Below are 15,146 nucleotides of genomic sequence, written 5' to 3'. Positions count from 1 at the left end.
GAGCGGCCTGACCTGGGCGGTCCTGGTACCTGAGAGTTTGAAGCGAGGGACTTGCCCCTTCGGTGCCGTGTAGCTGGTGTGGCCCACGGTCTCTCCCGCCCGGTTTTGCGGCTCTGCGGCCATGGTAGGTCAGGATGCGGTGCGTCGGCGACCGGGCACGGTCCCGGTGTGGTGTCCCTGTGTCTGCTCGGGCGGGTGGAGGCGGGTCGGGGTCTTCACGGGGGCCTCCCCGGGGAGGGTCGCGAGGCGGCCCATGACTTCGGTGACGGTGGTGCGCACGGCGATGCCGAAGACGCCTTGGCCGCCGCGGAGGAGGTCGATGACTTCGCCGGCGGAGCGGCATTCGTAGACGGTGGAGCCGTCGGACATGAGGGTGATCTCGGCGAGGTCTTTGACGCCGCGGGAGCGGAGGGCTTCGACGGCTTTGCGGATGTTCTGGAGGGAGACGCCGGCGTCCAGGAGCCGTTTGATGACTTTGAGGACGATGATGTCGCGGAAGGAGTAGAGCCGGTTGGAGCCGGACCCGGAGGCGCGGCGGATGGAGGGTTCGACCAGGCCGGTGCGGGCCCAGTAGTCGAGTTGGCGGTAGGAGATGCCGACGACCCGGCATGCGGCGGTGCCGCGCCAGCCGCGGATCTGGCTGGGGGGGACCGCCGGGCGGCCTGCGGGTTCACTGTGGGCGTCCATGGCTTCCTCCCCTGGATGAGTTCATCGAGGTGAGCGTAGCTTCCGGACCCTCCACCATGGGCTGAACGAGAGAAAACCTCGAACAGGTGGGCCGGTGGTTACTGGCTCTCGCCGAAGTCCTCGGGGGTGACCTCTTCGAGGAACTCCCGGAACTTCTCCACTTCGTCTTCCTGCGTGTCGGGCAGGACGACGCCGGCTTCGTCGAGGACGGCGTCGGCGCACCAGATCGGGGCTTCGGCGCGCAGTGCGAGCGCGATGGCGTCGGAGGATCGGGAGGAGACGCGGGTGCGCCCGTCCAGGACGAGCTCGGCGAAGTAGACGGTGTCGCGCAGTTCGGTGATCTCGACGGCGGTGAGGGTGACGTCGAGGGCGTCGAGGACGTCGCGCATGAGGTCGTGGGTGAGCGGGCGGGAGAGCTGCACGTCCTGCTGCTGGTAGGCGATCGCGGCGGCCTCGACGGTGCCGATCCAGATCGGCAGGTACCGGTGGCCCTCGGCTTCCTTGAGCAGGACTACCGGCTGGTTGCTCGGGAGTTCCACGCGGACCCCGACGACGGTCATCATCCGCACCGGTTCGCCTCCAAGAGGTGCCGTGTTCCTGAAAGATTCGGACCCGCACCGGAGTTGGCCCCCGGGGCGGGTCCTTGCAACTGTCAGCCTACTCGCGGTCGGCGCCTGCGGGCGCGGGCCGGGTCAGGCCGCGGTCAGTTTGGGGCCGCTGACGAACACGAGGCGGAACTTGCCGATCTGGACTTCGTCGCCGTTGCCCAGGCCTGCGGTCTCCACGCGTTCGCGGTTCACATAGGTGCCGTTGAGGCTGCCGACGTCGCGGACGGTGAAACCGGCGGCGTCGCGGTGGAATTCGGCGTGGCGCCGGGAGACGGTCACGTCGTCGAGGAAGATGTCGGAGTCGGGGTGCCGCCCGGAGGTGGTCACCTCCTGGTTGAGCAAGAAACGAGCGCCCGCGTTCGGTCCGCGGCGGACGAGCAGCAAAGCGGTCCCCGCGGGAAGCGAGCTCGCCAGGTTCGCGGCGTTCGTCTCCGCGTCGACCTCGCCGCTCTCCTGGAGCGCGGACAGGTTCATCGTGGCCGTAACATCCGGCGGAGGGAACTCGTCATTCGAACGCGTCATGGATTGCCACCTTCTACAAGTCTGGACCCTCTGGTCACTCAGTAAGCTTCGCATACGCACCGGCGTCGAGCAAAGCAGTGAGCGAGCCGGCATCCTCGACCTCGATGTCGAACATCCAGCCCGCCGCATAGGGGTCGCTGTTCACCAATTCCGGGGATTCCGACAATTCGTCATTGCACGAGAGAATCTTACCGGTCAACGGAGCGTACACGTCAGAGACGCTCTTGGTCGACTCGACTTCGCCGACCACTTCGCCTGCCCGAACCTCGGTGCCGGCCTCCGGGAGCTGGACGAATACGACGTCGCCCAGCGCGTTCTGCGCGAATTCGGTGATGCCGATGCGGACGATGTTCGCGTCGCGCTCCTCGACCCACTCGTGCTCCGCGGTGTAACGCAGTTGCTCCGGAATCACCTGGCGCTCCCCTCTTGGAAACCCCGCCGTGCGGCGGGTCGGACGATCATGACCGTATCGCCCGGCGCCTGCCGCTGTGCGGCGGGGCCGCGGCTCGTGATCATGGGCGCGCGGAACTAGGCGGCGACGCTCGGCTGCGGGCGGCCTTCGCGCAGGAGCCCTGCGGCCTGGCGCAGGTAGACGAGTGCGGCGAGCCAGTACAGGCCCAGGCCCCACCAGGCGAGGGCCCAGCCGACGGGGGCGGCCCAGGTGTCGGCGTCGGCGACGAGGCCGGCGACGACGAGGACGGGGAAGGACATGAAGACCATGGCGGTGGCGCATTTGCCGAGGAAGTGCACTTGCGGTGGCGCGAAGCCGTGCCAGCGCAGGAGGACGACCATGGAGACCATGAGGGCGTCGCGCAGGAGGACGACGATGGCGAACAGCCACGGCAGCAGGCCCAGGAAGGTGAGCATGAGCAGCGAGGAGAGGATGTAGAGGCGGTCGACGAACGGGTCGAGGAGGCGTCCGAGTTTGGAGACCTGGCCGAGGCGGCGGGCGAGCTGCCCGTCGACCCAGTCGGTGCCGCCGCCGACGGCGAGGATGATGGCGGCCTGCCAGTAGTACTGGGTGGCCAGCAGGAGGTAGCAGACCAGCGGGATGCCCAGGAGGCGCACGGCGGTGACGAGGTTGGGCCAGGTCCAGACGCCCCATCCGGGGAGCGGCGCTGCTGCTGGTTTGCTCAAGGCGGTCCTCTCGGCCGGGCACGCTGTCGTAGCGTCGACCGCGCGCCCTGGGTCGGTCTCCTCTCGCCCGTCGCTGCGGCGGGCGGTGTTTTGTCGTCGGTCCGGTTCGGTGGGTGTATCTGGATTCTAACCGGAGGCTACGACACCTGTACCGCGGAATTTGCGCCCCGCCGCAAGGGCCGCGGCTCGGTCCGGGAAGGGAGCGGCCGAGCTGGGGCCGCGCAAGGCGCGTCTATTGAGGACGATTTCGGGGCTGGGGCGGGCCTGAAAACGTGACAGGAAACAACCCCGGGCCGGCCCAGGGGGACCGGCTCGGGGCTGCGGGCGTGCGCTTGGCGGCCGTCAGGCGTCGCGTTCGGCCTCCTGTTCACGGTCGAGGCGGCGGCGGCCGACGGCGACGGCGGCGCCGACGAGGCACCCGCCCATGGGGACCGCCAGGAGCCACAGCGCCCATGTGGAGGCGGCGAGGACGGCGACGCCGCCGAGGAGGATGCCGGTGCCGGACGCATCGGTCCGGGTCTGGTCGAGGGCGGCGGCGAGCAGGGCCCGCCACCGCTCCCCCGGCGCCCATGCGGCGGCGGCGCGCAGCAGCACGGTCACCGCCAGGCCCGCGACGAGGAACGTCGCCAGCGCGAACCCGGGGCGGCCGGGGACCCCTTCCTGGGCGAGGACGGCGAGGTTGAGCGCGAGCAGCAGGCCCGCGCCGATGACGGCCAGCCCGGTCCGCCACGACTGGCGCCACGCGGTCCGGAAGTCGGTCCAGAAGCCGCTCCAGCCGCGCGAGTCGCCGTCGGCGTACGCCGCGACGTGCCGCGCCCCGGCGGCCAGGGCCGCCGGGAGGGTCACGACCGGCAGCGCCGCCAGCGCCACCCAGACGCCGGTCAGCAGGCATTCGGCCAGGAGCGCGAACCCCTCGCCGAACGCCTGCCTCCGCCTTGCCACGGCTGCCACGCTAGCCCTTCACACCGGAGGTGGCGATGCCCTTGATGAGGAACTTCTGGAAGACCAGGAAGAACAGCACCACCGGCAGGAGCGACAGCAGCGTCATCGCCATCATGCCGCCGTAGTTGGAGACCGCTTCGGTGTTGTTGTAGGACTGCAGCAGGCGCGGCATCGGGAACTTCTCGATCTCGTGCAGGTAGATCAAGGGGCCCATGAAGTCGTTCCACGACCAGATGAACGTGAAGATCGACGAGGTGACGATCGCCGGGCGCAGCAGCGGCAGCATGATCGAGAAGAAGATGCGGAAGTGCCCGGCGCCGTCGATGGTCGCGGCCTGGTCCAGCTCGCGCGGGATGCCCCGCAGGAACTGCACGTACATGAACACGAAGAACGCGTCCAGGCCGAGGAACTTCCCGATCACGAGCGGGAAGATCGTGTTGACGACGTCCATCTCCGAGAAGATCAGGTACTGCGGGATGAGCATGACCTGGCCCGGCAGCAGCAGTGTCGCGATGACCACCGCGAACATGGCCTTGCGGCCGGGGAACTCCAGGCGGCCCAGGGCGTACGCGGTGATCGAGCAGGACGCGACGATGCCGACGACCGAGAGCGCGGCGATGACGAACGAGTTCCAGAAGAACCGCCACAGCGGGACCCCGGCCATACCGTCGAACGCGGACGCGAAGTGCTCCCAGGTGATGGAGGTCGGGATCGGCGAGATGCTGGTGAGGATCTCGGCGTTGGGTTTGACCGCGGCGGTCAGGACCCAGAACGCCGGGTACAGGACGACCACGAGGACTGCCAGCAGCGCGACGTGCCAGATCACGGATTTGGCTTTCGCGGCCGGGGTGCGCTTCTTGCGTGTGATCACGCGGGGCTCGGCGACGGTGGCGCTCATCGGTTGTCCTCCCCCGCGTAGTAGACGAGGTTCTTGGCGGCGCGGAACATGACCAGGGTGACGACGCCGACGGCGAGCACGAGGACCCACGCCCACGCCGACGCGTAGCCCATGCGCAGGTCCACGAACGCCAGGGCGTAGATGCGGACGGTGTAGAACAGGGTCGACCAGGCCGGCCCGCCGGCGGTGCCGCCGATGATGAACGCGGGGCCGAACAGCTGGAACGCGTGCACGGTCTCCATGAGCACGTTGAAGAAGATGACCGGGGAGAGCATCGGGATCGTGATGTGCACGAACCGGTGCCACTTCCCGGCGCCGTCGACCTCGGCCGCTTCGTGGAGCTCGCCGGGGACCTGCAGGAGCCCGGCCATGAAGATGACCATCGGCGCGCCGAACGTCCACACGCTCAGGAGCACGAGCATGAGGATGGACACCGACGGGTTGCCGATGAACCCGCCGCCGTCCCACCCGAACCAGGACATGAACTGGTCCTGGGGGCCGCCCCCGGCGAACAGGGCCTTCCAGACGATCGCGATGCCGACGCTCATGGCGATGAGCGAGGGCATGTAGAACGCGGCCCGGTAGAAGCCGATGCCCCGCCGCGACTGCGTCAGCAGCATCGCGACCGCCAGGGACGCGATGAGCTTGAGCGGCACGGCCAGCAGCACGTACAGGAGGGTCACCTTGACGGCCCGGCCGAACATCGGGTCGTCGAACATCGCCGTGTAGTTCTCCAGGCCGATGAACTCCCCGCCCAGCAGCAGGTGGTAGTCGGTGAACGACAGGTACAGCGACCACAGCATCGGACCGACGGTGAAGACGAGCGACCCGATGATCCAGGGGGTCATGAAGGTGTAGCCGACGAGCCGCTCGCCACGGCGGGAGACCGGGGTGCGGCGCTTGGCCGAACCCCGGTTCCCGCGCGCGGGCGGCGCTCCGGCCTCGTTGGCCGCGGGTGGCGCGGTCGTGGAGGGAGAAGCTGACACGGTGAGGATTCCTTAAACGGGTGGTTACTGCTCGTTGGCGAGCAGCGTCTCGGCCTCGGTGAAGAACAGCGCCGCGGCGTCGGCCGGGGTCATCTCGGCGTACTGCACCTGCTGGTACAGCTCGCCGAACTTGACCTCGATCGCGCCGGTCGCGGCCGGCGGGGCGGGCGGGGGCGTGGTCAGGTACTGCTCGACCGACGCCTCGTAGTCGATGACGGCCTGCGAGGCCGCGTCCAGCTCGACGTTCGCCAGCCCCGCGTTGGTGGCGGGGATGCCGCGGCTGGTGCCCAGGATCGCGATCGCCTCGGGGTCGCCGAGGAGGAAGTCGACGAGCTTCGCCGACGCCTCGGCCTGCTCGGTCGCCGCCGAGATCACGAACTGCATCGAGGGCTTGAGGTACAGGCCCAGGTTGTTCGGGTCCAGCGACGGCGGGGCCGACAGCGCGAGCGCGCCGCCGTTGGCCTCCACGGTGGGCGCCATGCCCGGCAGGAAGTTGTCCCACCCGATCTCGGAGGCGAGCAGGTCCTGCACGAGGCCGCCCTCGACCCATTCGATCGTCGTCTCCACCGGCGGGACGTCCCCGGCGGCGTACAGGTCGGCGGAGGTCTGCCACCATTCGGCGAGCTTGGCCTGGTCGAAGTTGAGGGCCTTGCCGTCCTCGGTGTAGAACGAGCCGCCCTGCTGGCGCAGCCACAGCTCCATGAAGTGGTACTGCCCGGCCCAGTCGCCGCCGCCCCACTTGCCCTCGCCCAGTCCGGCGGTGACCTTCGCGATGTCCGCCTTGTACCCGTCCCAGCTGTAGCCGGGGGCCGGCGCGGCGACGCCGTGCTGCTCGAACCAGTCGGTCCGGTAGATCAGGCCGAGGGTGTTGCCCGCGGCCGGGACGGCGACGAGCTTCCCGTCGAGCTTCGCCGTCTCCAGGAAGCCCTCACGGAAGTCGTCGGTCTTGACGACCCCTTCGAGCGGCAGGAGCAGACCGGACTGGCCGAACTGGCGCAGCCGCGAGTAGTCCATCTGGAACACGTCCGGAAGGTCCTGCGAGGCCATGCGGCCGGTCATGCCCTCCCAGTACGCGGGGAAGTCGGCGAAGTTCGTCTTCACCTTGATGCCCGTGTTCTTCTGCTCGAACAGGGTGACCGCTTCCTTGGTGATGTCGGCGCGCGTCTGGTCGCCCCACCATTCGAAGCTGATCTCGATCGGGTCGTCGGCGGTGCCCGCCGGGCCGTCGTCACCGCAGGCGGCGGCAGCGGCCAGGACCGCGGCGGCCGACGCGCCGGTGAGGACGGACCGGCGCCGGAGGCCGTGAGGGTTGCGCATCATCGTTGATTGCTCCTTCTTATAAGAGGGGTCCCGCCAGGGGGGCGGGCCTTCGGGATCTATTGAGTTCGCTGCCCGGGTCAGGAGACGCGGGCGGGTTCGAGCCGCGCGGCCGCACTCACCCAAGGCGCTTGAGGCCCTCGGGGTTCGTAGCGGCGCGGACGTGCGGAGGCGCGGGCCGCCTCGCGCCGGGCACCGGGCCCGGGCGCGATCAAGCCCAGCGCCTGGGCCTGCACGAGGGCGTTGCCCAAGGCGGTGGCCTCGTCAGGCCCGGCCAGGACCGGACGGCCGAGCGCGTCGGCCGTCAACTGGCACAGCAGCGCATTGTTCGCGCCGCCGCCGACGATGTGCACCGCAGCGACCGGCTCCCCCGTGAGGGCTTCGAGCGAGGCGATCGCGGTCCTGTGGGCCAGCGCGAGCGAGTCGAGCACGCAGCGGGCCGTCGCCGCCGGAGTCTGCGGCACCGGCTGGCCCGTCTCGGCGCAGTAGGCCCGGATCCGTCCGGGCATGTCGCCGGGATCGGCGAACCGGGCGTCGTCGGGATCGACGACCGACCGCAGCCGCTCAGCGCGCCCGGCCTCCTCGAGCAGGCCCGCCAGGTCGACGTCGAGCCCCTCGGCCTCCCACGCGCGCAACGACTCCGACAGCAGCCACAGCCCGGCGACGTTCCGCAGGAACCGGACCGTGCCGTCCACGCCGCGCTCGTTCGTGAACCCCGCCTCCAGGGCCTCGGGAGTCGTGACCGGGGTGTCGCGTTCGACGCCGACGAGCGACCACGTGCCGCACGAGATATAGGCGGACCGGTCGTCCTCGTAGGGGACGGCGGCGACGGCCGCGGCCGTGTCGTGGCTGGCGGTCGCGATCACCTGTGTAGAGGCGGCGAGTCCGGTCGCGGCCGCGACCTCCGGCAGCACCGGACCGAGGACCGTCCCCGTGGGAGTGAGGGGGCCGAGCAGGCCAAGATCGACGCCGAGCCGCCCGGCCAGATCCGCCGACCAGTCGCCGGTGGCGAGGTCGACCAGCCCGGTCGTCGACGCGTTCGTCGCCTCCCACGCCTGGACTCCAGAGAGCCAGTACCCGAGGAGGTCGGGGATGAGCAGCGCCCGGTCGGCGCTGGCGGTCTCGGCGGTGAGCTGGAAGACCGTGTTGAACGGCTGGGGCTGGATGCCGGTGGCGGCGAACAGGTCGGCGGCGCCGACCAGTTCGAGCGCCGCGGCCTTCGCGGCGGCGTTGCGGCCGTCTCGGTAGCAGGCCGGGTTGGCCACGAGGTGCCCGTCAGCGCCGATGAGGCCGTAGTCGACCGCCCACGAGTCAACGCCGATCGCAGCCGCCTCCGGCACCTTCCGCAGGCCGTCGAGGACGCCCGACCACAGGCCGAGCACGTCCCAGTACAGGCGGCCGCGCACGTCGACCGCGCGGTTGGGGAACCGGGCGGCCTCGGCGAGGTCGATCCGGTCGGCGTGCACGCGGGCGGCCATGACGCGCCCGGAGGACGCGCCGAGGTCGACGGCGGCGAGGACGGTCATCTGAGGAACCCTTGCGGGTTGCCCGAGTCGACCGGGATGTGGACGCCGGTGGTGAGCCCGAGGTCGGGGCCGACGAGCGCGTAGACCGCGTCGGCGACCGAGGACGGCAGCACCTCTTTCTTCAGGAGCGTGCGACCGGCGTAGTACTCGCCGAGCTTCTCCTCCTCGACGCCGTAGACGGCGGCGCGGTTCGCGCCCCAACCGGACGCGAAGATCCCCGACCCGCGGACCACGCCGTCGGGGTTGATCCCGTTCACCCGGATGCCGTGGCCGCCGAGTTCGGCCGCGAGGAGCCGCACCTGGTGGGCCTGGTCGGCCTTCGTCGCGGAGTACGCGATGTTGTTGGGGCCCGCGAACACCGAGTTCTTCGACGCGATGTAGACGATGTCGCCGCCCATGCCCTGCGCGATCATGAGCCGCGCGGCCTCACGGGAGACCAGGAACGAGCCCTTCGCCATCACGTCGTGCTGCAGGTCCCAGTCCGCCGCGGTCGTCTCCAGCAGCGGCTTCGACAACGAGAGCCCCGCGTTGTTCACGACCAGGTCGACCCCGCCGAACGCGAGCGCGGCGCTGGCGAGCGCGGCGGCCACGGCCGCTTCGTCGGTCACGTTGCAGGCCACACCGATCGCGGTGTCGCCGTTCCCGATCTCGGCGGCCGCCGCCTCGGCCTTCGCCAGGTCGAGGTCGGCGATCACGACGCACGCGCCTTCGGCGGCGAGCCGCTCGGCGGTCGCCTTGCCGATGCCTCCGGCCGCGCCGGTCACGAACGCGACCCGTCCGGCCAGCGGTTTGGGCTTCGGCAGGCGCTTGAGCTTCGCCTCTTCGAGGTCCCAGTACTCGATGCGGAACTTCTCGGACTCGTCGATCGGCTGATAGGCCGAGACCGCTTCGGCACCGCGCATCACGTTGATGGCGTTGACGTAGAACTCGCCCGCGACGCGGGCGGTCTTCTTGTCCGGCCCGAAGGAGAACATGCCGACGCCGGGGACGAGGACGATCGCCGGGTCCGCCCCGCGCATCGCAGGCGAATCCGCAGTGGCGAACCGCTCGTAGTAGGCGGCGTAGTCGGCCCGGTAGGCCGCGTGCCGCTCCTGGAGGTGAGCGATAACCTCCGCAAGCGGTTGTCCCGCTTCGGTTTCCAGCACCAGCGGCCGAACCTTCGTCCGCAGGAAATGATCCGGGCACGACGTGCCCAGTGCCGCGAGCTCACCCATCCGCTCCGAGGCGAGAAAGTCGAGGACGACCGGGTCGTCGGTGAAATGCCCGACCTGACGCCGGTCGGTCGAGGCCAGGCCCCGGATCACCGGCGCCAGCGCCGCGGCGCGCTCAGCGCGCGCACCGGCGTCGAGCGGCTCGGCCACACGGGGACCGAAGGGGTCCTTGCGGCCGCGTTCGGCGATGAACGCCTCGCATCCGGAGATGATCTCCAGCGAATGCGCCTCGCACTCCTCCGAAGTCGCACCCCACGCGGTGATGCCGTGCCCGCCGAGGATGCACCCGATCGCCTGCGGGTTCGCCGCCTTGATCGCCGCGATGTCCAGACCCAGCTGGAAGCCCGGGCGACGCCAGTCGATCCACACCACACGGTCGCCGAAGCACTCCTTCGTGAGCGCAGGACCGTCGACGGCCGTCGCGAACGCGATCCCCGAATCAGGATGCAGATGATCGACATGCGCCGCATCCACCAGGCCGTGCATCGCCGTGTCGATGCTCGGCGCGGCCCCGCCGCGCCCGTGCAGACAGAAGTCGAACCGCTCGACCATCACGTCCTCGGCGTCCACACCCGGATACGTGTCCACCATCGCCCGCATCCGGTCCAGCCGCAGCACCGCCAGACCCGACTCGGTCAACGTCCCCAGGTCACCGCCGGAGCCCTTGACCCACAACAGCTCCACCGGCGCACCCGTCACCGGGTCGGTCTCCACGCCCTTCGCCGACGTGTTGCCGCCCGCGAAGTTCGTGTTCCGCTTGTCCGCGCCCAACCGGTTCGACCGGCCGATGAGATCCTGCTTCGCACCCATCGGCTACGCCCCCCAACCGGCGGCCTGGCCGCCCTGACGCTCAGCCCGGATCTTCTCCGCGTAACCCGAAGCCGCATACGCCGCCATCGGGTCGACGTCCAGACCCTGCTCAGCGCGCAGCTCCTCCAGGAGCGGACGCACGTCGGTGTTGTACGCGTCCATCAAGACCGCGTTCGCACCCAGCACATCCCCCGCACGCTGCGCGGCGGCCAGCGCCTCCGTGTCCACCAGCAACGCCTTCGCCGTCGCCTCCTGCACGTTCATCACGCTGCGGATCTGCCCGGGGATCTTCGGTTCGATGTTGTGGCACTGGTCGAGCATGTACGCGATCCCCGACTCCGGGCCCACCACGCCGCGCAACGCCAGCTCGTGCATGATCCGGAACAGCTGGAACGGGTCCGCCGAACCCACCATCAAATCGTCGTCCGCGTAGAACCGCGAGTTGAAGTCGAACCCGCCGAGCTTCCCCTCCCGCAGCAGCATCGCGACGATGAACTCGATGTTCGTACCCGGCGCGTGGTGACCGGTGTCGATCACGACCTGCGCCTTCGGCCCCAGCTTGAGGCAGTGCGCGTACGCCGTGCCCCAGTCCGGCACGTCCATCGTGTAGAACGACGGCTCGAACAGCTTGTACTCCAACAGGAGGCGCTGGTTGTCGCCGAGGCGGGCGTAGACCTCGGCGAGGACGTCGGCGAGGCGGGCCTGGCGGTCGGCGATGGAGTCCTGGCCGGGGTAGTTGGTGCCGTCGGCGAACCAGAGCTTGAGGTCGCGGGAGCCGGTGGCGTCCATGATGTCGACGCAGTCGAGGAGGTGGTCGGTGGCCTTGCGGCGCACGGCGGGGTCGGGGTGGCAGACCGAGCCGAGCATGTAGTCGTCGTCTTGGAAGGTGTTGGAGTTGATGGTGCCGATCTGGACGCCGTGCGCTTCGGCGTGGGCGGCGAGCGCTTCGTAGTCGTCGACCTTGTCCCAGGGGATGTGGAGGGCGACGGATCGGGCGGCGCCGGTGTACTGGTTGACCTGGGCGGCGTCGGCGAGCTTCTCGAAGGGGTCGCGGGGGACGCCGTGCTGGGCGAAGACTTTGAAGCGGGTGCCGGAGTTGCCGAAGGCCCAGGAGGGCAGTTCGATGTTCTGGGCCGCGAGGACCTGCTTGGCGTGCTGCTTGCGGTCGCTCATTGGCCGGCTCCTTCGGTCTGCGCCAGTTGGGTTTCGAGGTTGAACACTTCGGGGAGGACGGTGAAGGCGTCGTCGGCGTTGGCGCCGCCGGTGCCTTCGAAGAAGGGGGCCATCTCGGCCTGCCAGCGGGCGTTGACCTCGGTCTCGGCCATTCGCGAGCGGGCGGCGTCGAAGTCGTCGGTCTCGAGGTAGCCGACGAGGAGGCCGTCGTCGCCGAGGAAGAGGGAGTAGTTGGTCCAGCCGGTGGCGGCGAGGGCGGCGAGCATGTCGGGCCAGACGGCGGCGTGGCGTTCGCGGTACTCGTCCAGGCGGTCGGGCCGGACGCGGAGCGTGAAGCACACGCGCGCCTTGGAAGGCGCTTGCAAGCCGTTGGTCGGGGCTGCCAAGGGGTTCCTCCTCGGAAGTGGGGCGGGAATCGGCCGCAGGGGTATTGAATCGATTCATGAAGGGATTTCGATAAGTTAAAACCCTGGGGCCTCAGGTTGTCAAGGCACGACCGGCAAGAAATTCGAACACGGTTCGGTATATGCTCCTCAAGCTCCGGGTTCGCCGTTGAACCGTTTCAAATACGTGGCCCGGGATCCGCCCGCAGCGACGAGTGTCGATCCATCGACGCGCACCCCCGCATTACCCTGGGCTCCGGATAGCATTCGTGAGGTGACGATGACCACTACCAGCATGAAGGACGTCGCGCGCGCCGCGGGCGTGTCGGTCGGAACGGTCTCCAATGTGCTCAACCGGCCCGAGGCCGTCGCCGAGGAGACCCGCTCCAGGGTGCAGGCCGCCATCGCCGAACTCGGCTACGTCCGCAACGACTCCGCCCGGCAGCTGCGCGCCGGGCGCTCGCGCACCGTCGCCGTCGTCGTGCTGGACGTCGCCAACCCGTTCTTCACCGACGTCGTGCGCGGCGCCGAGCCCCTCATCGAGTCCGCCGGCGGCGTCGTCACCGTCTGCGACTCCGGCGAGGACGTCCGCCGCGAGCGCCGCCACCTCGAGATCCTCGAGGAGCAGCGGGTCCTCGGCCTGCTCATCACCCCCGTCGACGACACCTCGGCGTCGTGGATCGAGCGGCTCTCGGGCCACGACATCCCGCTCGTCCTCGTCGACCGCGGCGCCGGGCGGCACCCGCACTGCTCGGTCGCCGTCGACGACGTCCACGGCGGACGCCTGGCCGCCCGCCACCTCGCCGACCGCGGCCACGCCCGCATCGCGTTCGTCGGCGGGCCCGCCTCGATCCCCCAGGTCGCCGACCGCCTCGCCGGATGCCGCGAGGTCTGCGAGGAGCGCGGCGTCGCCCTCGAGGTGTTCACCACCGCCGGTCTCAACTTCGCCGCGGGCCGCGAGGCCGTCGAGCAGATGCTCGGCCTCGCCGAGCGCCCCACGGCCATGTTCTGCGCCAACGACCTCGTCGCCCTCGGCGCGCTCCAGGCGCTGACCATGCACGGCGTCAAGGTGCCCCAGGAGTGCGCGATCATCGGCTACGACGACATCGACTTCGCCGCCGCGGCCGCGGTGCCGCTCTCCTCGATCCGCCAGCCCCGTTCGCAGCTGGGCCGCACGGCCGCGCAGCTCCTGTTCGACGAGATCGGCGAAGGCGAGGGGCACACCCACCGCAACGTGGTGTTCCAGCCCGAGCTGGTCGCGCGGGCCTCGACCGCGCAGGAGCTGTGACCGGCCCCCACCCGCGACTGTAACGGTAAAGCTCGGGTCTGGTAGCGTCTGCGCCACCGGCCCGGCGGCGTGTCGCGACGCCTCTGGGCTGCCGGTGCACACCGACAACCGACCCCCCGCCTGGAGGCGATCATGGCCGAGTCCCAACGCGCGCGCATCGAGTTCGACCCGCGCTTCACCGTCGCCGACGTGCCCGAGCGGCTGTTCGGGTCCTTCGTAGAGCACCTCGGCAGGTGCGTCTACACCGGCATCTACGAGCCCGGGCACGCGAGCGCCAACGCCGACGGCCTGCGCCAGGACGTCCTCGACCTCATCAGCGAGCTGGGCCCGACGATGGTCCGATACCCCGGCGGGAACTTCGTCTCCGGCTACCGGTGGGAGGACGGCACCGGCCCCAAGGAGGACCGGCCGCGCCGCCTCGACCTCGCCTGGGGCACCACCGAGACCAACCAGTTCGGGCTCGGCGAGTTCATGAAGTTCTGCCGCACCGTCGGCGTCGAGCCGAACATGGCCGTCAACCTCGGCACCCGCGGCCTCCAGGAGGCCCTCGACCTGCTCGAGTACGCCAACCACCCCGGCGGGACCTACTGGTCGGACCTGCGCCGCTCGCACGGCGACGAGGAGCCCTACGGCATCAAGCTGTGGTGCCTGGGCAACGAGATGGACGGCCCCTGGCAGATCGGCCAGAAGACCGCCCACGAGTACGGCCGCACCGCCGACCAGGTCGCCCGTTCGATGCGGTACATCGACCCCGAGCTCGACCTCGTCGCGTGCGGCTCGTCCTCGCGCGGCATGCCCGAGTTCGGCGCGTGGGAGGCCGAGGTGCTCGCCCAGTCGTACGAGTCGGTCGACTACATCTCCGCGCACGCCTACTACCAGCCGCGCGACGGCGACTTCAAGTCGTTCATGGCCTCGGCGCAGGACATGGAGCTGTTCATCGACGGCGTCACCGCCACCGCCGACGCGGTCGGCGCGAAGCTGAAGACCGACAAGAAGATCAACATCTCCTTCGACGAGTGGAACGTCTGGTACCAGGACGCGCCCACCGGTGAGCGGGACGAGCCGTGGGCGGTCGCGCCCCGCCAGCTCGAGGACGTGTACTCGGCGATGGACGCGGTCGTGTTCGGGTCGCTCATGATCACGCTGCTGCGCCGCTGCGACCGGGTCACCGCCGCGTGCCTCGCGCAGCTGGTCAACGTGATCGCGCCGATCATGACCGAGCCGGACGGTCCCGCGTGGCGCCAGACCACGTTCTTCCCGTTCGCCGAGGCCTCGAAGTTCGGGCGCGGGAAGGTCCTGCGCGTCAACGCCGCCTCCCCGTCGTTCGCGACCGAGAAGTACGGCGACGTGACCGCACTCCACTCGGTGGCCGTGGCCAACGAGGACGGCACGTACACGGTGTTCGCCGTCAACCGCGACCTCGAGTCGCCGCTGACCCTGGAGATCGACCTCGGCTCGCTCGGGGGCCTCGCCGATGTCACGTGCTCGACGCTGACGGACGAGGACCCGAACGCGAAGAACACCCTGGCCGACCAGACCCGTGTCGCGCCGGTCGCCAACGGCGACATCACCGTCAAGGACGGCGTCGCCTATGTGGAGCTGCCCGCGATGAGCTGGAACACCATCCGTATCGCCTAGGGACACCACGCGAACGGGCC

General features: G+C 69.9%; 15 protein-coding genes and 1 riboswitch. Of the genes, 2 read left to right on the top strand and 13 right to left on the bottom strand.

The window, feature by feature from the left end:
* Window positions 1-7: 7 nt before the first annotated feature.
* Window positions 8-108: riboswitch (glycine riboswitch) on the bottom strand.
* Between the two features lie 21 nt (window positions 109-129).
* From ACGGCP_RS19915 to ACGGCP_RS19855, 13 genes are all read right to left on the bottom strand, one after another.
* On the bottom strand, window positions 130-687 hold the full coding sequence (locus ACGGCP_RS19915; RefSeq protein WP_392968181.1) for a MerR family transcriptional regulator: 558 nt from the start codon (window positions 685-687) through the stop codon (window positions 130-132).
* A gap of 98 nt (window positions 688-785) precedes the next feature.
* Entirely contained in the window at window positions 786-1,256 is a 471-nt protein-coding gene (locus tag ACGGCP_RS19910; RefSeq protein ID WP_310286585.1) for a bifunctional nuclease family protein, read from the bottom strand.
* A 123-nt stretch (window positions 1,257-1,379) separates the two neighbouring features.
* A complete protein-coding gene (locus ACGGCP_RS19905; RefSeq protein WP_270123406.1) occupies window positions 1,380-1,817 on the bottom strand; it encodes an FHA domain-containing protein in 438 nt (145 codons plus the stop codon).
* 34 nt (window positions 1,818-1,851) lie between these two features.
* Complete coding sequence (gene gcvH / locus ACGGCP_RS19900) at window positions 1,852-2,229, bottom strand: glycine cleavage system protein GcvH (protein ID WP_392968178.1); 378 nt, start codon at window positions 2,227-2,229, stop codon at window positions 1,852-1,854.
* A 116-nt stretch (window positions 2,230-2,345) separates the two neighbouring features.
* Window positions 2,346-2,954: a CDP-alcohol phosphatidyltransferase family protein gene (locus ACGGCP_RS19895; RefSeq protein ID WP_392968176.1), complete on the bottom strand. Its 609-nt coding sequence runs from the start codon at window positions 2,952-2,954 to the stop codon at window positions 2,346-2,348.
* A 342-nt stretch (window positions 2,955-3,296) separates the two neighbouring features.
* Window positions 3,297-3,896, bottom strand: coding sequence for a DUF624 domain-containing protein (locus tag ACGGCP_RS19890; RefSeq protein ID WP_392968174.1), 600 nt, complete (start codon window positions 3,894-3,896; stop codon window positions 3,297-3,299).
* A gap of 10 nt (window positions 3,897-3,906) precedes the next feature.
* Complete coding sequence (locus ACGGCP_RS19885) at window positions 3,907-4,794, bottom strand: carbohydrate ABC transporter permease (RefSeq protein WP_392968172.1); 888 nt, start codon at window positions 4,792-4,794, stop codon at window positions 3,907-3,909.
* Window positions 4,791-5,780 carry a carbohydrate ABC transporter permease gene (locus tag ACGGCP_RS19880; protein ID WP_392968170.1) on the bottom strand — a complete coding sequence of 330 codons (990 nt, stop codon included), beginning with the start codon at window positions 5,778-5,780 and terminating at the stop codon, window positions 4,791-4,793. Before ACGGCP_RS19880 ends, ACGGCP_RS19885 begins: the two co-directional genes overlap by 4 nt.
* 24 nt (window positions 5,781-5,804) lie before the next feature.
* Window positions 5,805-7,100, bottom strand: coding sequence for an ABC transporter substrate-binding protein (locus ACGGCP_RS19875; protein WP_392968168.1), 1,296 nt, complete (start codon window positions 7,098-7,100; stop codon window positions 5,805-5,807).
* Between the two features lie 77 nt (window positions 7,101-7,177).
* Window positions 7,178-8,623: a rhamnulokinase family protein gene (locus tag ACGGCP_RS19870; protein WP_392968166.1), complete on the bottom strand. Its 1,446-nt coding sequence runs from the start codon at window positions 8,621-8,623 to the stop codon at window positions 7,178-7,180.
* On the bottom strand, window positions 8,620-10,644 hold the full coding sequence (locus tag ACGGCP_RS19865) for a bifunctional aldolase/short-chain dehydrogenase (RefSeq protein ID WP_392968164.1): 2,025 nt from the start codon (window positions 10,642-10,644) through the stop codon (window positions 8,620-8,622). Before ACGGCP_RS19865 ends, ACGGCP_RS19870 begins: the two co-directional genes overlap by 4 nt.
* A 3-nt stretch (window positions 10,645-10,647) precedes the next feature.
* A complete protein-coding gene (gene rhaI, locus ACGGCP_RS19860; RefSeq protein WP_392968162.1) occupies window positions 10,648-11,817 on the bottom strand; it encodes an L-rhamnose isomerase in 1,170 nt (389 codons plus the stop codon).
* On the bottom strand, window positions 11,814-12,182 hold the full coding sequence (locus ACGGCP_RS19855) for an L-rhamnose mutarotase (RefSeq protein WP_392968694.1): 369 nt from the start codon (window positions 12,180-12,182) through the stop codon (window positions 11,814-11,816). Before ACGGCP_RS19855 ends, rhaI begins: the two co-directional genes overlap by 4 nt.
* Before the next feature lie 298 nt (window positions 12,183-12,480).
* On the opposite strand from ACGGCP_RS19855, the gene ACGGCP_RS19850 reads away from it, so the two are divergent.
* Together ACGGCP_RS19850 and ACGGCP_RS19845 are read left to right on the top strand one after the other, a co-directional pair.
* On the top strand, window positions 12,481-13,488 hold the full coding sequence (locus ACGGCP_RS19850; protein WP_392968691.1) for a LacI family DNA-binding transcriptional regulator: 1,008 nt from the start codon (window positions 12,481-12,483) through the stop codon (window positions 13,486-13,488).
* Window positions 13,489-13,620: 132 nt separating this feature from the next.
* Window positions 13,621-15,126 (top strand): alpha-N-arabinofuranosidase, encoded by a 1,506-nt coding sequence (locus tag ACGGCP_RS19845; RefSeq protein ID WP_392968160.1) that lies wholly within the window; start codon window positions 13,621-13,623, stop codon window positions 15,124-15,126.
* Window positions 15,127-15,146: the final 20 nt, after the last annotated feature.

The organism is Glycomyces sp. NPDC048151 (assembly GCF_043202775.1).
Lineage (GTDB): Bacteria > Actinomycetota > Actinomycetes > Mycobacteriales > Micromonosporaceae > Glycomyces.
Note: the sequence above shows the minus strand (reverse complement) of the source record. Positions and strands in the feature narration are given on the sequence as shown.